Raw genomic sequence first — 18,428 nt, forward strand, 5'->3', positions numbered from 1 at the left:
ATGATTTTTTCGATAAAAATAGCGATCAATGCTTCCGTTTTGCTCCTGTATCCGTAATAGCTAGTTTAATGCTATACGTAATCGGAATGCGACTGAATTCTTCATCCCAATCCTCTTTAACCTTTTGCCATACTTTTGGATGCGATATGCTTAGTTTAGTACCGAAACCCATGACGTCTGTTTTATATTCCTTTTGAATTTTATGTAAGGCTCTATTCACGAGTCGGCCTACTTCCTTCTCTGATGAATGTACAGCTTTGGTTACAAATTTATGATCCAGAGGCTCGTTGTCAATTAACCACTCTTCAATTAGTCGACCATCCGATTCTATATTTACGTGAAAACTAATTTTTCCATTCTTGACCTGTGAAATTATTTTACTTTTAAGCGTTTTGATCTCATAGGCAATGACCTGCTTCGTTTCAGGATCATAGCTTTTTACTAACCCGCCTTTGCCTTTGCCAGTCAACCACATTATGCCTAACAATTCTTCCTCCGATAACAGTCCTTTGAACTTTTGGGTTTTCCCCTTAATAACGGCTGCACCTGAAAATTCAATCTCGCCTTCAGCAGCAACAATATTTTGGAGTAAATAGCTGGACTTTGCATGCATTTTACCCTCTACTGCAATAAGCGACATCGGAGGTATGATCTTCAATGTACGATAACGATTACCGATCATCTCAATTACACGGAACGAAGGTATAATGTTAGTACCTTTTGATTCAAATACATCTCTAGCCATGCCGCTGCTCATGACAATTAAGCTATTCGGCCGAATATTATTATCCCTCAACATAAAGCTAAGGAGATTATTCATGCTGTATTTTCGAGACAACATCTCATTTATAACGATCACCTTCAAATGATGACCGATGACAGGCCGCTCCATTCGTGCAGAAAATCCTCTAACCATTTCAAAAAGTGAATCTCCTGTCTCCGAAACATTTATATAAGGTTTAGCTGTTACAACACCTGAAGATTCACCGTCTTTCCCCTCTGATTGTTTATCTATAATTTGCAGCGTGTAGGTGATCAGATCCTTTTTCCGATTAGAGGTACTCAGCTTATCCATTTTTTTCTCAATTTCCGTTTTGCTGGCAACATCAAGCGCTATTCCGACATATAGCCCAAGATCCTCAATCTCATCCTTGCTCCAACAACCCGTTTGGACAAGCAGCGTTAGCGTGCATAGGCATGCTAATATAAATCGTCCCCGACTGTTGCTGTGGATCTTCATCATTTTACACTCCTTTTTTTCCACTTCGTCATACCAAACAATATGATGGTCATAGAGACAAACAAATAAAGAGCGGTATTGCCTAGCAAGCTGCCGTATACAAACAAAGCGCTCGTATTTTTTGGAAGCGTGGAAACTAGAAATACAATGGGCAGTAAGAAATATAAGCATTTCATCATTTTTGCTTTGAATACTTGTGACAATCCCAAGGCTGCAGCATAATACGTAATGACAAAAGAAGAATAGATTTGCATAATCCAAATGACAAGGAAAAACGATTCAAACCTTTCAAATATTAGTCCAGAAAGCTCAAAGCTGCGTACAAGATCGAGTGTTGGCCACGTCCGTGTAATGACAACATCTATCGATAGCCCGCCAACTACAATAATTACGGTCAGCAAATAAATAAAGAACGGAATCGCTGTGCCATAGACGACTGCTTTTACCGATTTTTTCGGATTATCCATAAATGCAGTTAAAATCAATATAATTTCTACGCCTAGAAAGGACAGTGAGGTTGTTTGGACCCCCCTGAGAGGAGGCATGATTCCTTGCCCTAATACAGGCCGCAAATGATCGATTTCGAATATCCGTAAAGACATTAACATGACTAATACGTAAATAACGATTGTTATCGGCAAAATGACCTCAAATAACCTCGCAATGGGATTAATGCCGCTGGTCATCAAATAGAAGCTAACCCAAATAAAAACCATGACAATGACCCATGGAGGCGTTCCTTCCAGCAGGAAAAATTCCGTAACCTCAGATAAAACACGCACCTGATAAGCAGCTGTCATGAAAAAATAAATAACAAACGCGATGCCAATTATGCCTCCTATCCATTTTCCGAGAAGCTTCTGAGTAAACTGGTATACCGTTTGATTGATATGTAATTTTGCCAATGCAGCCATAAACACGCCTACTAATAAGGCAACCGTTCCCCCGATCAGTACCGATATCCATACATCTGGTGTCCCTACTTTTTCAACAGAAGCTCTAGGCAACGTAAGAATTCCTGAACCCAGCATAAAGTTTGAAATGATCACAGCGGTTTGAACGGTTGTAATACGATCATTGGACATCTTTTTCATATAATGCCTTCTTCCAAATTCAATTCTTCGTGCGTGTATTGTCTTTCGGCTTCAGCATTTCAGGTCGTTTTTTCATCATAAATATCGGCATGCGAACAATAAAGTCTTTCCAATCTTTAATACGGTACGGAACTGCTGGGCTCGCATAGGGTACGCCAAAACTCTTAAGTTTGACGATATGTGCGCATAACATTAAGGAAAACAAAATTACGCCATACATACCGAATGCAGCAGCGCAGAACATAGCAGCAAAACGCAGCATTCTTAGTGCTATCCCAGCATTGTATTGTGGTATTGCAAACGACGATATCGCAGTAACCGCAACGACAATAACCAAAATCGGACTCACGATACCAGCTCGAACAGCCGCTTCACCAATAATCAAACCTCCTACGATTCCCATGGCCGGTCCAATTGGTTTAGGCAGTCGAAGCCCCGCCTCTCGCAATATTTCTATCGCTACCTCCATAATGAGCGCTTCAACAAGAGATGAAAAAGGCACACCTTCCCTAGCACCAACGATAGAAATAGCCAATTTAGTTGGTATTAGGCCTGGATGAAACGATATGAAAGAAATGTACATCGCTGGTGTCAATAACGCGATCAAAGCGGCAAGAAAACGCAGCATTCTGAGCAGTGTGCCAACCATCCAACGCTCATAATAATCCTCCGGTGATTGCAGAAGCATGCTAAATGTAACAGGTGCAATCAACGCAAAAGGGGTACCGTCAAGCAGAATGGCAACCCTGCCTTCCATCAATGCGCCAATGACCCGATCGGGCCTTTCCGTACTCTGCACCTGTGGAAATGGACTCAAAAAATTATCCTCAATCAGCTGCTCAACGTATCCTGATTCGGGTAAATTATCAATATCGATCTTGCTTACCCTGCTCCTGACCTTTTCAACTAATTCAGGATCAACAATATCTTTAATATAAGCAATGATGAGCTGCTTCTTAGCACGTGTGCCAACATGCATGCTCATGAATGATAGGCTGGCATTTTCACCATGTCTTCTTAGAATCGCAGTATTGTCGGATAAGTTCTCATTAAAGCCTGCTCTCGGCCCTCTAACTAATGCCTCAGAGATTGGTTCCTCAATATTTCGAGATTTGCTCCTTGCAGTGCCAATGATAATAATTTCATCAATTCCATCAACGAGCACTGCTGTTGCACCCATTAATACTTTTGGCAGCATTTCTTCTAAAGAATGGACTTCACTTAATTGACTAACAGTTAATATCTGATTGGTTAAAAACGATTTTGAGACGGTTTTGCCTTCTCCTTGAACAGACATTAACGCTCTCAAAATATGCTGATCAATCAAATCACAATCTGCTAATCCATTTACAAAAACAATAGCTGCGCTTATACCCGTATCCCCAATAGAGCACTCACGCACCAAAACATCGGAATGAAACTCCATTTGTTCATGAATGGCTTTCAGCCGAACTTGAATATTTTCGCTCATCGGATTATTCATCATCAGCTTGGCGATAACGATTAAAAATAGATGAGATAAGAAGAGGAATCACGAGGGTGACAACAGCTTGTACGCATACCGTCCAATTAGGAATGTTTATCTGATCGTGTAAAGCCATAGCACATACACTCCTTGTTGTTTTTTGTCGAATTATTCCTATTTTTGCCGTAATGGGTAGGTTATAAACTTATGTTCGTTCAAAGTGCAGGAATAAAAAAAAGAGAAGGGTTTCCCCTTCTCCTTATTTGAACCTTATTCTCTTTTTAGGAATAACTTAATGCTACACCTTTCGGAAGCACACCTTCCACTTGTTCACGCACATAGCTATCATTCATTTTTTGGCCAAAAATAACGATTTTCCCGCTGTCTTCACGTGTTCTAATCAAACGTCCAATGCCCTGACGTAATCGAAGCAGCATATACGGCATATCCACTTGTTCGAATGGTAATTCCGAGTCATTCCGTCTCGCTGCGAATAATGGATCATTTGGAGGAAACGGAAGTTCCCACACAATAACCTGGGAAAGAGATGGACCAGGAATATCTAAACCTTCCCATAATGTCACTGCACATAAAATGCTGGCTTCATCCTGTTGAAACTGTTCAATCAAATAGCTAATTTCGCTTGTGCCCTCATAAAAGAAAGTATAAGCCGCACAATCCGCATGCTTGTCCGATTCTGCCTTAAATTGCTCTAGCTGCTCCATCGATGGGAACAAAATAAGCGATCTTCCGCCTGATTGCTTAAGCAAGCGATACGTTTCATTTACCTTATCGTTAAGCGCCGTAAACTGTTCAGCTTTTGGAATCTCCACAGTCATTTGCTGCTCATAGTCATATGGTGATGGAACCGAGAACGATAATGAGCTATCCATTCCCAATATGTCCATCATATATTCAAATGAGCCGTTAACCGAGAGCGTTGCTGAGGAAAATACGATTGGCATTTTACGAGATAAAACTTGCTCCTTCAACACTTCCTTCACCACTTTTGGCATGATGACGAGTGACGTTCCTTCTTTATCCTGCGAAACCCAGCTAATTGGCTTGTCCGCTTGCTTGAATAAGGAAAGCGCAAATTGAATCATTTCCAAATGCTCTTCAACGATTTTTAGCTGATACGTATCGATTGTGTATAAGCCGCTTTCGAATACGAGCTCTTCTTCTATAACCGATAGCGTATCCTGCAAACGATTAATTTCACGAATAAGCTCCGCACTCCAAATGATTTCCTTGCGATCCGAAGCAGGAACCTTCTGGCTGTGCTTATTCAACATTTTAAATAAGAATTCACTTTGGGCAATCGCATCCTCAACAGCTACAGCAAGAGTTTCACGAATCTCTTCTTGCAGCAGTCTTATGACGATTCCTTCAAAAACAGCATGATTCAGCTTGTAAGTCAGCGCTTGCTGTGCGGCTGTTTCAAGCAGATGGCCCTCATCAAATACTACAGAGCTGTACTCTGGCAGCAATGGAAGCTGGCCTTCACGTTTTCTTGCGTCATATGTCCATATATGCTCCATATAGAAATCATGCGAGCAAATAATGACATCTGCAGATTTGCGATAATGGTCGCGTGAGAGTGTTTGACCACAGCGATGTCTAACGTCACACACTAAGCAGTCCTGAAATACATCCCAGCCCAGCTCGTTCCACTGCTCATCATTTAAGCTTGGGTAGTCCTTGCGATTTCCATATGGATGGAAGCTTTGCATAGAATCCTGCTTATGGACGAAGCTTGGAAGTTCACGATATATATTGTCATATAGCTCCGCGTTATCTTGTCCAGCTCTTGCATTATCCAGCTTTTTCAAGCAAATATATTGATCTGCTGATTTGCCTAATCTAGCATCAATCGTTAGATCCAAATATTTTCCAAGCTTTGCAATATCGCCTTCAGGCTTTACAAGCTGCTCAATTAAGGATTCATCGGCACAAGCAATAATTGCTGGTTTTCTTGTGTACCGAGCATAGGTGATCGCATACAACAAGTAAACGAATGTTTTACCTGTTCCAACTCCAGCTTCAGCAAATATCGTTTGTTTATCTGCAAAAGCACGTTCCAATTGAAAAGCCATATAAATTTGTTCATCTCTAATTTCAAAACCAGCTTCAGGCAGCTTCTCATAAAAAACATCAGCGATCCAATCGCTAGCCTGTTGTATAAAAGGTTGTTTCGGGTCAAACTCAAATGGATATTTATTCAAGGTTGCTTGCCTCCATATAGTAGGCACAACCGGCTGTATGCGGACACACAGCCGGTTGTGAAATCTCCTGCACTATTCGTACACTCAAATATATCACTAGAGTGTATGCTTAGTCAAAGGTTATGATTTATTTGCTTTATTACTCTATCCATTTCACCAGATTCGGCTTCTCATCCAAAATGGATTCATATTGCTCCTTCCAGCCATAAATCGCATCAGGATCAAGCTTCTTGTACCGGTCGTATTTATGCAAACGATCTTGCTCCCGCGCCCAGCCGAAATGTTTTACACGCAGGTTTGACGTCTTATTAGCAAGTGAATAAATGTTTTCAGGAAATCTCCCGCAGTGCTGAGGGGTTTGCTTCCACACATAAGAAAATCCCTCTACATATTTCAATAAAAATGGGCGGTACACGCTATGGGCATTCCAGTATACATCCTCGCGATAATGATCTTCCGACCAAAAATCAAATAATCGAAACAAATAAGTGAACGTTTCCGTATCGTTTAGCAGCACTGGCAGCTCTTCCTTAAATTTTTGCTCAAAATATTCATCCGCATCCATATTCAGAATCCACTGCGGCCGAATGCGAATCGTTTCTTCCCATTGCTGCGTTCTTAGCTTTACTTCATTATGAAATTGCGAGCTTTCGTTTTTAATATAGGTCAACGGAATGCCGGCAAGGCATTCATGAACGATTTCCCCGGTATGATCCGTGCTTCCATCGTCAATAATGACCGCATGATCTATATATTCCTTATGATGCTCAAGCACTTCCTTTAAAAAGCGCTCTCCCTCATTTTTTACGATCATAGATAACGTAAGCTTAGGACCTGCTGTGGGCACAATGATCGTAGGTCCTTGTGCTGGCAACATATTCGAATTTGTATATGCTTTGTCCTGCGTGGATTCCATAAACAATATAGCGCGCTCAATATCCGATTCTCGGTAGATATGAAAGGCTGGGTATCTGGTGTCCACGTACAAATCGATGCCAAGAGCAACTGCTCGAATGCAGAAATGACGATCTTCGCCCCAAAATGATACATTCGAGATCGTCCGAAATGATATCGGCTTCTCCAGTGCTGAGCGAGTGATATACGTGCATGCACCAAGGCCGCCAACCTGATAAACACCAGGTACTCTAAGCTTCATTAGAAACATGACAGCCGCTTCCGCACCGTCACCGGCTTTTACTGTTCCATCTGACTGAAACGGCCAATACGTATCCTTCAGCCAAACCTGCGGCATTTCCATCGTATTAGGCTGCCACTGTGTCCAGAAAATAGTGGAAATGATCTCTTTCTCGGAAGAAATCAAAGATTCAATTGCTTCCGGGTGAATCAGCAAATCCGAATCAATGAGGAATAGTCCATCATATTGCTGCTCTCTCGCTGTTTGGATCATATGATCCTTCCAGCTTGCGATTTTATCAATTAAATCATTGCTCCAGTAATGAGTAAACTCATCCCTTGCATATGGTGTTATCGAATCGCCTCTTATTAAGATGGTTTCACTTTCATTGTTCTCTTTTTGCTTCGATATAAAATCGCTCAGCAATTGCGAGGACTCCTCGTTATCATTGTCGTCAATAAAGAAATAATCTACTTTAAAAGAGCTTGCTTCGATTCGCGCAAGCGAGGCTAAAAAGTGACGCAATATGGTCGGTCTTTGGCGAATGGGACTTCCAATCAATATTCGCTTCAACGTTAGGCCTCCTTTATTCCACAGAAATTCCTTAGGAATGATAATCCATATGAGGCAAATGCATCTATTATGCAAAACCCAGATCATTTTTTCAGAATGGAGGCTTAATGGCCATTACTGCTCTCAAAGAATGGGACTTAAAACCGCTGCTGTTCGGATTGCTGTTTCTTTGCTTTGCCGACGCTTTATTTACAGATATAGGCTTGAGGCTATCATTAATCGAGGAGCTCAATCCACTCGTACAAAAACTTTATGACTGGAATATCGTTAGCTACTATGGTATGAAGCTGCTGCTCCCGCTGCTGCTAATCCTCATTTATTATCGAATGAAAAATCGGTATTGGATCAACCCATGTATTCTTATTACGGTATTGATCTACTTTCTCGTCAATATTTATCACTTGGTTTGGATTTCTTACGGTGTCTATGACGGCTGGTTTTCACTTGATTCGCTGATATGAATTTCTTTACCTCTTCTAGGAGTGTTGTATAATAGCTAATAGAAACAATACAACATATTCCTTCTCTCAGGGAGCCAACGAAGGAGTTCACATGAATGATTGATGTAAGGCATTTCGCACCGCTCACACTTGCCAAATATATGTTGAAATGGCTGTTCATTGCTGGAGTCATCGGCATCCTCTCTGGTTCTGCTTCCGCATTATTTCTAGCCAGTCTTGAATTCGCAACCGAAACGCGTGTACAACATTTGTGGTTATTGTGGCTTCTGCCACTCGGCGGTGCCTTCGTAAGTTATCTTTATCTCAAGTTTGGGAAAGAAGCAGGTAGAGGAAATAATCTAATTATAGAGCAAATACATACCGGTAATGGCTCCATCCCATTAAGAATGGCACCACTTGTTCTGATTGGAACTTTAATCACCCATTTATTTGGCGGATCTGCTGGTCGAGAAGGTACTGCAGTACAAATGGGCGGCAGCTTAGCGGAATGGTTTGGCAAGCTTATTAAAAGAGGCCCGCTTGATCGCAAAATCATTTTGATGTGCGGCATTAGCAGCGGCTTTGGTGCTGTCTTTGGCACACCTCTAGCCGGTACAATTTTTGGACTAGAAGTACTTGCAATCGGCGTCATCAGTTATGAAGCGCTGCTCCCATGCTTTATCGCGAGTTATGTTGGCCATCTGGTTGCTACCGCTTGGGGAATTCAACATATCTCCTATTCAATGGGCGATGTCCCTCCGCTCGACTGGCTGCTCATTGTCAAAGTTGTCATTGCAGCCGTGCTTTTTGGTCTAGCTGCATTATTATTCACTCAGCTTGTACAAGGACTTAAACGTTTGTTTAGTAAATGGTTTAAAAGTCCTGTTCTCAAAAGCTTTTTTGGCGGACTATTCATTATTGCTATTGTCTATGCGATCGGTACACGTGATTATTTGGGACTAGGCATCCCTCTCCTACAGCAGTCCTTTCAAGAGGCGGTTTCTCCGTTTGTTTTTTTATTGAAAACACTATTTACTGCTATAACGCTTGGGACAGGCTTTCAAGGCGGGGAGGTAACTCCACTCTTTGTCATCGGTGCAACGCTAGGAAGCGCACTTGCAGGTTTGCTCCATGTCTCCGTCCCCCTGCTCGCTGCCATTGGTTTCATATCCGTATTCAGCGGCGCTGCCAAGACGCCAATCGCTTGCTTCATCATGGGCATTGAATTATTTGGGGCTGAAGGTGCAATTTATATGTTTATCGGCTGCGTAATCGCATTTATATGTTCAGGTCGAATCGGCATCTATGAAGCTCAAAAACCAATTGAGTTACGCCCATAAATCGAAAAAAAGCCTGCTCCTTATCATAAGGGAGCAGGCTTTTTCTATTGGTTAAAAATAAACGATATAGATTACAGCAGCAAGCACGATGCGGTATATCGCAAATGGTACAAGCTTGATTTTGTTAATAAGCTTCAAGAAGAAACGAATCGAAAGAAGTGCAAAAACGAATGCGCTTATGAAACCTGCGATAAAAAACGGCAATGACTCTAACGTGAAGTACTCCCAGTTTTTCGCCAAGGACAACAAGCTCGCACCAGCCATGATCGGCACAGCCATGATGAAAGTGAAATCAGCAGCAGCGCGGTGACTCATGCCTAGCAGCACCCCTCCGGAAATAGTGGAACCGGAACGGGAGAAGCCTGGCCAGAGGGATAAACATTGGATAAGCCCAACGGAGAAGGCTTGCTTATAAGTGATCTGGTCAACTGATTCGATCTTAGGTTTCTTAGGCCCAAAACGATCGGCAATAATCATAAGTATAGCTCCGATAACTAGACCAATTAGCACTGTACGTATCGAGAATAAATGCTCATCAATGTAATCGTCAAACAATAGACCAAGTACACCAGCTGGGATGAGACCAACGATAACATGTGTTAGCTTTAGCTTTTTCTTCGGTTGAGAAGAAGCTTGTGCCGCGTCCTTGCTGCCTCTGTTCAAGCCCAGCAAGTCAATAAAACGATTTCGGAAAATAATGACTACTGCTAAAATGGAGCCGAGCTGAATAACAATTTTGAATGTGTTCGCAACGTACTTCGTCAAGTACTGTTCCGTTTGAAGCCACATATCGTCAACAATGACCATATGTCCTGTCGAGGATACAGGTGCAAATTCCGTTAATCCTTCAACAATACCTAAAATAATCGCTTTTAAAATCGTAATAAAATCCATGTGTAGTTGAATCTCCTAACTCTCTGATTGATAGAAAGACGACAAAGAACAGCACGGAATAAATCATAACACAAAAAGACCCCACTCAACAATTCCAACGCAATACCTATAATTCACATAACTTATTTCATTAATAATCGTTACTATAGTTATTTTGTTATTACAAATTGCCTTGTTGACCTACTAGCATAATCCTAGTAATCACCCAAAACGTTGGCGATAGCCGCATTTCCTGCACAGCTCCTCGACAGCTTCCCGTCTTGAGAAACCATCATAGAGATTAGTTGATCGCTCATTCTCAATAATTTCCGAGAAATGAGTATCATGAATGTTTCCTAAATTAATGACGCCCTCTCCGTCCAAGCAGCAAGGGATGACTGTTCCGTCGATAAGAATGCCTGCCTGATTCCTTAAGGCATGGCAGAAGCCTTTCCCATTATACTCCGGCTCTTTTAAATCCGGCCATTTGAACTCAGGATCTTGGTTTAGGTAAATGCGCTCCGCTATTTTGACACCTGAGCCGGGTATGAATTTTTCTTCAATTTTATAATCGAGATTAAATGCCTTCTCAATCATGCCCAGGAGCTCTCGGTTTTTGTTTTTCTGCTGATTCGTTTCATTGTCCATATCTAAGTTCCATAGCCGAAACGAAATAATAATATCGCTGCTTGCGACCGCTTCTTTTACGAATGATAAGATTTCGGCAAGATAACCTTCTTTATTCGTAGAACCGGCATGACCGTCAAAGCTGTGCAGCGAGAAGTTGATTTGACGCAAGGCGGGCTTGTTCAGTAGCTTTTCCTTGTTTTTCGTAATAAGTGTTCCATTGGACGTAATATTTACTTTGAAGCCCTTCTCATGGCTAATATCAAGCAGCTCGTCCATTTTAGGATGCAGCATTGGCTCGCCTTTTACATGAAAATAAATATAATCCGTATGCGGCTTGATCTGATCCAGTGTTTTTTTGAAATCCTCCACTTTAATGAAACCTTTCGCTCGCAATGTGGGCGGACAGAAGCTGCATGATAAGTTGCAAATACTTGTCGTCTCTATATAAAACTTTTTAAATTTTTTCATTAGTCTAGTACTCCGTTTCCCATGGATCCAGCTGCATTTACCTCGTTAGCTTGGACCTGCTTATCGTGTCAGCTTCTATTATACAACGCCAAACACGAAAGTGACAAAAAGGAATAAACAGCAGTAGCCGTTTATTCCCTCTTCTCTTCACGTAATGGCCGAATTCCAATCGGAATCGCCTCATGCTCGCTATTCACGAATGAAGCTTGGAAAGAGCCTTCATAACGGAAAATTTGGCCAAGGATAGGGTTCCGAACGTCCACAGATATTTTGTAGCAGCGCTCCTCATCGTCATACCACTCATTCACTTCTGCTCTGCCAGTAAACAAACGAGGAAATCGAAATTGAAGCCACCCTTCATAGAAACGCTGCTCACCCGAAATGATTCGAATTCCACCCTTTGTGGAAACCGCAACATCCAAATCGACTGCTAAATGCTGCTTATTTCCTAAATAATCAACGATAATCTCTCTTTCTCCGCTATACACCATCGTTGCGTCAAAATGGCGGATCGTCCTTGGAAACTTGAATTTGCGAATCCACGTGACGGTTTCACGTCCGAATGCATCTACATATGCATAGTTTTCTATTGAAAACGGGATGTTTACGCCGCCTTGGGGGAACATGATGTGGCGGAGCGTTCCAATAAACAATGGCAGTGCAGCAAGTTTGTTGTACCAAATTAGCTGCATGACACCATGGCCTATGGACGCGGTACGATCTTGACTGCAAAAGCCAAAACGCTTCTGTATGCGAGGATGGAGCTTTTGAAAATCAGCTCCTAACGCTTGTTCATATATAGAACGCATCGTGATTTCCCCTTTTCTATTCTGTTTATTTAAATTGTCTTTTACAGCGGCTCGCTTGCGGCAAGTGACGTCTGCTTAAATAGGCTGTTAAGCCTAAACCAATCATTGGCAACGTAAGCGTAATTGGATTAAAAGGCGACTTCAGCAATTCTGAATAGAATAGAAGCGCTGGCATTGTTAATGAAATAAGTACCAATACGTGAATAATATAAATCCATTTTCTCCTATGGAAACAAGCGATTAGCACACCAAGTCCCATTTCTCCAATACCGATCAATTGAACCATTTGCAGCTCCATTCCTTTAAACCAACCCACCTGCCTCATCATTGTCAACTCTCCCGTTTCTGGGAACAAGAGCTTAGGCACAAGGCCTTCATAACACCAGAGCAGAACGATGAAGCAGACGCTCAAATAATGAAGCAAAGCTCGCTCTGCAACTACAGAAGGAGGAATACGTTCCTCAAGCCATATTCGCAATCGATCGAAGCTCCATGCGGTAGCCCAGCCAAATAGGGGTCGGAATACAAAGCGATCCAAAATTCGTCCTGCAATACCGAAACGAGTCTGATAATTAAATAATGTTATAAAGGACTGTTTGTCTCCAAGATCCTTGTACTTCCAATAACCGCCTCCGATTCGTATAAGCGAGATTGGCTGCTCTGAAGCAAAAGTTAACGTTGATACTCTTTCATTTCCATCTTTGAAAATTGTGCTGCTCGTTTCTCCTGTGCCTCTAATGTTTAGACCAAAGCCAATTCTCGTTTCATATTGGAATTTCTGGATGTCGGATTCACTATTTTTTGGAAAATATTGAATTTTCGAGAATCGGAGATCCCATTGCTCATGCAGCTGTGGGATTTGAGTATACGCCCACAGTTCATCCTGTGTTGCACGAATTTCAAGCTCGACGTAAATCGGTTTTCTATTCATTCATGCTCCTCCTATTCCATCGTCCAAAAATCTCTCTAATAACTCTGGTGTCGGGATGATGCACATTTCATGTTTCTCAAACCAACGATAGCGATTTCGCGCAATAATATGATAAACATAATTTCTCCAAGCAAGCGGTACGAAGCGAAACCAATACAACAACCTCCACCAGCCGTCAAGCTTGCGAAATACTCGAAGCGCCGCTTCGGATTTGGTATAGTACTGATTCGACTGCACCATTACAAACGTATCAAGATCATCTATAGGCAAATTTCCATCCTTAAGCAACTGCTGGCCAACAGGCGACTGAAGCGCAGCAAATCGAAAATATTTCTTTTTATCTCTCTTCACGACAAAGTGAGTAATTTTATTACATAACATGCAATTTCCATCAATGAGCAGCACAGCAGCTTCGTCGTTGTGTGAGGTTATTGCTTCCATGTTAAATCGCTCCCTCTCTCGTTTTATTTTAACCGCAAGCTGTATAGTAACGGCAGTTCCATCTTTCATAGAACGACAAACAAAGGGGTACTACGTTATGTAGTACCCCTTTGCCTTCTAGCTATGTAAAATAGGTTATTCCTTCTCATCCCGCTGGAAAAATCCTCTTCGCTTCACTTTTTCCACAGCTTCTTTGCTGCTGCGCACGCCAAGCTTCTTGAGCATTTTATTGACCTGATTTTTGAGCGTGCTCTCTGCCTTGTAAAGCTTCTTCTCAATTTGCGATTGCGTGTAGCCGGCTTCAATAAGCTCGAATACTTCACGTTCTGCGCCTGTTAATTCCTTAAGCTGCTCCTCGCGCTTTAGCCGAGTCAGCTCGTTAAGTAAAGCCTCCATAGGAGCAGAATGATGATATGCGTTACGAATCGTTTGCGGCAGCTCCTGAAAGCGTGTCTTCTCCAAATACTGTACAGCACCCGCTGTAAAGGCCTGAGTCATCGTCTGCTCATCATTTAATGACGTTAACATGATAATCTTGGCGGGAGAATGCTCATGCATAAGAATTGCTGTATGAATGCCGTCAAGCCTGCTGCCCTCCAGCTGAATATCCATTAGTACAACATCAAACGTAAGCGTGTGTGCAAGATTGATCGCATCGGTAGAATTAGTTGCCGTTCCTACAACAAGCAAATCAGACTCTTTATTCAAAAAAGTAGTGAGCGCTTTAATCCAATCCGTGTCATCCTCAACGATAAACACTTTGATATGACTCAAGGTTGCTCCCTCCTTCTCTACTCATTTTAAAATCTTTTTTCGCGGCCATATTAAGGCTGCACGTGTTCCTACACCTTCTTGGCTGGTCAGAATGACCTTTGCACCGCTCTTTTGCATAACATTATATACATAAGATAAGCCGAGTCCGAAATTCCGTCCACTTTTCCCACTGCTATAGAAGGGATCAAACACCTGGCTTAACTTCTCCTCCGGGATGCCCATGCCACTATCCTGCACAGAAAGCTCCGCCCCATTCTTATACGCTGCAAGCCTCACTACAATAGCTCCCCCATTTGGCATTGCATCACTTGCATTCATGAGCAGGTTACCAAATGCCTCGCTTATATGAATGGGATCACATTGGATGATAGGACGCAGCTCATACTTCGCGGTTAACGAAATTCCTTTATTTTGCATCAGACCCTCATGCTGAAAAAGAACTTTTTCGATGAGCTGATCGAGCTGAACCGCCTGCTCTTTCAGGGTAATGTCCTTTATTTGACTATGAATACGGCTGATCATCTCAAGCATATGATTGGATGCATTCGTTATGATCTGCATATGCTGCATAGATTGCTCATTCGATTCAGGCAGCAGATTTCTTAAATTTTCCGTACTGATGGCTATTTTTCCAATTTCATTTTTTATCGTATGATTAAGCATCGTAGTGCCAGTGCTAACTGCTCGCATCGTACTTTCCATTGGATCATGCTCAAAGCGGAGTTTAACACCAAGAACACCATACATGAAGGTACATAACAGCGCGACCGACAACGAATAAATCATAAAGACTGATATATAATTAAAAAATTCAAAATCCGGTGTAATCACCTTTGCCACATATATGAAGATTAGAACAGCCAGCAGTGTTGGAACCATTATGATTGTGGTGATAAAGCGGCTTCGCTTTATTCTTGCATCACGCTCTTTCCAAAAGGATGCGACTAATAAATAACAGGAAATTAAATAATAAGGCGCGCTCCATAGCAGCAGAAGGTTAAAAAACCATTGCACATTAGAAGAAATCATAACAAATAAAGCCATCAAAAAAATCGGAATGGAAAGATAAAATTTCAGTTTTTTTCTCATTCGGTTATGGTCTAGAATAGACGCATATAGTAGGCAGAATACGAAAACAGCATAAGGCGTGAATGTATAATTAAGAAATTGCAGTAGATCAGCTATTAAGAATAACCCATGGTCTATTAAAACTTCTGAGAGTCCGCCAATTGAAGCGCTGAACAAAAATAAAGCAGCCCAGTGATTCGATTCGCTACTGCGATTATTTAAGATGACAATTACGGCTGCCGTAAATAATGCGACAAAATAAAACAGCATATAGGGTACCATCCTGTCATTGTTTGTATGTCTATCCTACCATATTTTTAGTCGAACGATTCCGCTGTGCAATAAAAAAATCCCGATCCAGCTCTAACGAGAGGATTGGGATTTTTTTGAATAAACATTTTAGTAGTCCGATTTCGGCTTACGTGGCTGAGGTTTCGGCTTATTCTGAACGGCTGGCAAATGCCTCATGCTTCTGAGCATTGGTCCTTTGCAGATCGGACAAGTTTGCTCCGTTGCAGCAAACTCATCTCTAACCCATGCCTTGCAGTCCGGATTTTTACATTTGAAAATTTTGGTCGCCTTTAATTTCGGTTTTTCTTCTTCGCTAGTTGCCACGCTTCTGTATTCCCCTTTTCTCTCTATGCTTACGTCATTAATTATTCACATCGTTAAATAAACAGGGATTACACAAACTGGCTTGGATAACGATACGCTATTCCCAGTGAAGGTCAATTGTCCACTTGATTTATTAACTTTGAATGTAACGATATTATTTGTATCTCGGTTTGCAGCAAGTAAATAATTGCCGTTTGGCGTCAGTGCAAAATGACGTGGATGTCCGCCTTCAACCGAAATGTGCTGAACAAGTGACAAAGCACCCGTTTGTTCATCAATTGCGAAAACAACAATGCTGTCATGACCACGATTGGAACCATATACAAATTTGCCGTCTGAAGATACAGTAATTTCAGCACAAGAGTTTTCATCTTTAAAATCCGACGGAAGAGTGCTAACGGTTGCTAAAGTCGTCAACTGGCCGGTTTCTTTATCGTATGTAAACGATGTAATTGTTGAATCCACCTCATTAATGACATAGACGAACTTACCATTCGGATGGAACGACAGATGACGCGGCCCTGCTCCCGGATGCAAAGAAATTTCGGCATGGTGAATAAGCTTATGATCAGCATCATCCAAGCGATAAGTGACAATTCGATCCAGTCCCAAATCAGAAACGAACAGGTATCGACCGTCAGGGCTGTAGAACGAGGAATGCGGATGCGGACGATCCTGGCGTTCTGGATGCTGACTGCTTCCAACATGTTGTTTCACATCAAGCTCTTGACCGATAGCGCCCTCTTCTGTGATGCCAAATAGTCCAATCATGCCGCCATGATAGCTAGTAACCGTCAAATAACGGCTATTCGCATCACGCTGAATATGACAGGTCGTCGAAGCAACCGTCTCTTTACGGTTTATGAGCCGTAATGAGCCCTCCTTGGTATCAATGGCAAATGCCGCAGCCTCTCCAACCTTAAGACCTGATTGATTCACGGCTTCGGAGATCGTATACAATAGCTTGCGGTCTGCATCTACATTGAGAAACGTCGGATTTTTAAAATCAGCAACCGCGTCCGTCAACGTTAATGTACCCGATTGCTCATCGAATGCATACACGTACACGCCATTCTCCTCTGTTTCTGCATAAGAGCCTGCGAACACAAGCAGACGTTGTTGTTCATTTGTCACGTTTAAACCCCCTAAGTATTTGCATGTCGTCGCTTCTTAATGAGCGTCTGACTTTTATACCGTTATCTATTATAAGTTGTGAAAGCTAATCCGACAAATACGTTTTTTCATAAGATCGTTTTACGATTCCAGCTGCTGCCTGTCCAGACAACAAAGTCGCCGAGGCTAACACCCTCAGCGACTTTCGTTAATGGCACTTCGATACGTTTTTCATTTATTAAAATAAAAACAGACATCCGAGACAACTCGATGATTTCACCAATTCGCTCAATTTGACAGTTGCTCCTTAGAGTTGTTTCCTCCATGAAATGTCCGCCCTTCGTAAGCTGTTACGACTTTGATGGATCAGGAACACAATAACCATCCGTACATGTAACATCAGCGTCCCCTTCATTCACTTGAATAAAGGTTGGATGTTTTTCTTCCCACGCTTTATTTAATGTGTCCAAAAACACTTCAGGCGATTGTGCGCCGGAAACAGCATATTTACGATCAACTACATAAAAAGGAACACCTCGAATGCCGAGCTTGCTGCCTTCCTCTTCTTCTCCACGGACATTGTCAGCGAATTGGTTAGACTCAAGCATTGCAGCTGCTGCGGCAGTGTCAAGCCCAACTTCAGCAGCGATTTCAACAAGGCGCTCGCGATTGCCGATATTTACGCCATCTGTGAAGTAAGCTTTAAACAATCTCTCGGAAAGTTCCTTTTCCTTGCCCTGCTCAGCAGCAAAGTGAACGAGACGATGTGAGTCAAACGTATTTGTAGAAACTGTTCCTTCAAAATGAAAAGTGATTCCTACAGCTGCAGCTTGTTCTGCTACGTTAGCCGTTGTTTCCTTTGCTTTCTCCACGCTCATTCCATACTTCGTTGCAAGCATGCTGTATGTGCTTATATTTGAATTAGGATCAGCACTTGGATCTAGCTCAAAACTGCGGAATACGATTTCGATCTTGTCTTTATGCGCAAATTTTGCAAGCGCGAGTTCGAACTTCCTTTTTCCTATATAACAAAACGGACATACATAATCCGACCAAATTTCAACTTTCAATGTTGGCACCTCCAGAATGTTTAAAAAAAGTATGATACTATCTTTCTTATTGTAACATGATTGCATAACTTTTTGAAAACATCTCGCTGGCAAATATGATAGATACAAAAAGATTCTTATCGCA

18 protein-coding genes are annotated in these 18,428 nt (G+C 41.9%); 2 read left to right on the plus strand and 16 right to left on the minus strand.

Features of this window, described 5'->3' with window-relative positions; all coding sequences use genetic code 11:
- Positions 1-25: 25 nt before the first annotated feature.
- The 5 genes from AC1DOV_RS04885 to AC1DOV_RS04905 form a co-directional block, all read right to left on the minus strand.
- Positions 26-1,243 carry a Ger(x)C family spore germination protein gene (locus tag AC1DOV_RS04885; RefSeq protein ID WP_477511854.1) on the minus strand — a complete coding sequence of 406 codons (1,218 nt, stop codon included), beginning with the start codon at positions 1,241-1,243 and terminating at the stop codon, positions 26-28.
- Positions 1,240-2,334, minus strand: a complete 1,095-nt coding sequence (locus AC1DOV_RS04890; RefSeq protein ID WP_477511853.1) for a spore germination protein — start codon at positions 2,332-2,334, stop codon at positions 1,240-1,242. Before AC1DOV_RS04890 ends, AC1DOV_RS04885 begins: the two co-directional genes overlap by 4 nt.
- Before the next feature lie 19 nt (positions 2,335-2,353).
- Positions 2,354-3,820: a spore germination protein gene (locus tag AC1DOV_RS04895; RefSeq protein WP_477511852.1), complete on the minus strand. Its 1,467-nt coding sequence runs from the start codon at positions 3,818-3,820 to the stop codon at positions 2,354-2,356.
- Positions 3,821-4,080: 260 nt separating this feature from the next.
- Entirely contained in the window at positions 4,081-6,024 is a 1,944-nt protein-coding gene (locus AC1DOV_RS04900) for an ATP-dependent DNA helicase (protein WP_477511851.1), read from the minus strand.
- A 139-nt stretch (positions 6,025-6,163) separates the two neighbouring features.
- The gene (locus tag AC1DOV_RS04905) at positions 6,164-7,732 is read right to left on the minus strand and encodes a glycosyltransferase (protein WP_477511850.1); all 1,569 of its coding nucleotides are present in this window, start codon (positions 7,730-7,732) and stop codon (positions 6,164-6,166) included.
- Positions 7,733-7,839: 107 nt separating this feature from the next.
- Between AC1DOV_RS04905 and AC1DOV_RS04910 the strand changes: the two genes are divergently transcribed.
- Positions 7,840-8,193 carry a DUF5658 family protein gene (locus tag AC1DOV_RS04910; protein WP_441882325.1) on the plus strand — a complete coding sequence of 118 codons (354 nt, stop codon included), beginning with the start codon at positions 7,840-7,842 and terminating at the stop codon, positions 8,191-8,193.
- A gap of 95 nt (positions 8,194-8,288) precedes the next feature.
- Positions 8,289-9,512, plus strand: coding sequence for a voltage-gated chloride channel family protein (locus tag AC1DOV_RS04915; RefSeq protein ID WP_477511849.1), 1,224 nt, complete (start codon positions 8,289-8,291; stop codon positions 9,510-9,512).
- A 51-nt stretch (positions 9,513-9,563) separates the two neighbouring features.
- Here AC1DOV_RS04915 and AC1DOV_RS04920 read toward each other — a convergent pair whose 3' ends face one another.
- The 11 genes from AC1DOV_RS04920 to AC1DOV_RS04970 form a co-directional block, all read right to left on the minus strand.
- On the minus strand, positions 9,564-10,406 hold the full coding sequence (locus tag AC1DOV_RS04920; RefSeq protein ID WP_430058959.1) for an undecaprenyl-diphosphate phosphatase: 843 nt from the start codon (positions 10,404-10,406) through the stop codon (positions 9,564-9,566).
- Between the two features lie 201 nt (positions 10,407-10,607).
- On the minus strand, positions 10,608-11,483 hold the full coding sequence (locus AC1DOV_RS04925; protein WP_430058958.1) for a radical SAM/SPASM domain-containing protein: 876 nt from the start codon (positions 11,481-11,483) through the stop codon (positions 10,608-10,610).
- Between the two features lie 131 nt (positions 11,484-11,614).
- On the minus strand, positions 11,615-12,292 hold the full coding sequence (locus AC1DOV_RS04930; protein ID WP_477511848.1) for a DUF4166 domain-containing protein: 678 nt from the start codon (positions 12,290-12,292) through the stop codon (positions 11,615-11,617).
- A 25-nt stretch (positions 12,293-12,317) separates the two neighbouring features.
- Complete coding sequence (locus AC1DOV_RS04935; RefSeq protein ID WP_477511847.1) at positions 12,318-13,223, minus strand: DoxX-like family protein; 906 nt, start codon at positions 13,221-13,223, stop codon at positions 12,318-12,320.
- The gene (locus tag AC1DOV_RS04940; RefSeq protein WP_477511846.1) at positions 13,224-13,664 is read right to left on the minus strand and encodes a thiol-disulfide oxidoreductase DCC family protein; all 441 of its coding nucleotides are present in this window, start codon (positions 13,662-13,664) and stop codon (positions 13,224-13,226) included.
- Positions 13,665-13,799: 135 nt separating this feature from the next.
- Entirely contained in the window at positions 13,800-14,438 is a 639-nt protein-coding gene (locus tag AC1DOV_RS04945) for a response regulator (RefSeq protein WP_477511845.1), read from the minus strand.
- 21 nt (positions 14,439-14,459) lie between these two features.
- Entirely contained in the window at positions 14,460-15,776 is a 1,317-nt protein-coding gene (locus AC1DOV_RS04950; protein WP_477511844.1) for a sensor histidine kinase, read from the minus strand.
- A 129-nt stretch (positions 15,777-15,905) separates the two neighbouring features.
- The gene (locus tag AC1DOV_RS04955; RefSeq protein ID WP_076265875.1) at positions 15,906-16,121 is read right to left on the minus strand and encodes a cold-inducible protein YdjO-related protein; all 216 of its coding nucleotides are present in this window, start codon (positions 16,119-16,121) and stop codon (positions 15,906-15,908) included.
- 45 nt (positions 16,122-16,166) lie between these two features.
- Entirely contained in the window at positions 16,167-17,255 is a 1,089-nt protein-coding gene (locus tag AC1DOV_RS04960) for a lactonase family protein (RefSeq protein ID WP_477511843.1), read from the minus strand.
- A gap of 107 nt (positions 17,256-17,362) precedes the next feature.
- Positions 17,363-17,560 (minus strand): hypothetical protein, encoded by a 198-nt coding sequence (locus tag AC1DOV_RS04965; RefSeq protein ID WP_477511842.1) that lies wholly within the window; start codon positions 17,558-17,560, stop codon positions 17,363-17,365.
- A gap of 24 nt (positions 17,561-17,584) precedes the next feature.
- Complete coding sequence (locus AC1DOV_RS04970) at positions 17,585-18,304, minus strand: DsbA family oxidoreductase (protein ID WP_339202621.1); 720 nt, start codon at positions 18,302-18,304, stop codon at positions 17,585-17,587.
- Positions 18,305-18,428 lie beyond the last annotated feature (124 nt).

This window comes from Paenibacillus sp. 01T47 (assembly GCF_056398245.1).

What these genes read in the sequence shown, in the direction of transcription:
- AC1DOV_RS04910 (WP_441882325.1), top strand. Translation starts at nt 7,840, where the DNA reads ATGGCCATTACTGCTCTCAAAGAATGGGACTTAAAACCGCTGCTGTTC.
- AC1DOV_RS04940 (WP_477511846.1), bottom strand. Translation starts at nt 13,664, where the DNA reads ATGGAAGCAATAACCTCACACAACGACGAAGCTGCTGTGCTGCTCATT.
- AC1DOV_RS04890 (WP_477511853.1), bottom strand. Translation starts at nt 2,334, where the DNA reads ATGAAAAAGATGTCCAATGATCGTATTACAACCGTTCAAACCGCTGTG.
- AC1DOV_RS04895 (WP_477511852.1), bottom strand. Translation starts at nt 3,820, where the DNA reads ATGATGAATAATCCGATGAGCGAAAATATTCAAGTTCGGCTGAAAGCC.
- AC1DOV_RS04915 (WP_477511849.1), top strand. Translation starts at nt 8,289, where the DNA reads ATGATTGATGTAAGGCATTTCGCACCGCTCACACTTGCCAAATATATG.
- AC1DOV_RS04885 (WP_477511854.1), bottom strand. Translation starts at nt 1,243, where the DNA reads ATGATGAAGATCCACAGCAACAGTCGGGGACGATTTATATTAGCATGC.
- AC1DOV_RS04935 (WP_477511847.1), bottom strand. Translation starts at nt 13,223, where the DNA reads ATGAATAGAAAACCGATTTACGTCGAGCTTGAAATTCGTGCAACACAG.
- AC1DOV_RS04920 (WP_430058959.1), bottom strand. Translation starts at nt 10,406, where the DNA reads ATGGATTTTATTACGATTTTAAAAGCGATTATTTTAGGTATTGTTGAA.
- AC1DOV_RS04950 (WP_477511844.1), bottom strand. Translation starts at nt 15,776, where the DNA reads ATGCTGTTTTATTTTGTCGCATTATTTACGGCAGCCGTAATTGTCATC.
- AC1DOV_RS04965 (WP_477511842.1), bottom strand. Translation starts at nt 17,560, where the DNA reads ATGGAGGAAACAACTCTAAGGAGCAACTGTCAAATTGAGCGAATTGGT.
- AC1DOV_RS04930 (WP_477511848.1), bottom strand. Translation starts at nt 12,292, where the DNA reads ATGCGTTCTATATATGAACAAGCGTTAGGAGCTGATTTTCAAAAGCTC.
- AC1DOV_RS04925 (WP_430058958.1), bottom strand. Translation starts at nt 11,483, where the DNA reads ATGAAAAAATTTAAAAAGTTTTATATAGAGACGACAAGTATTTGCAAC.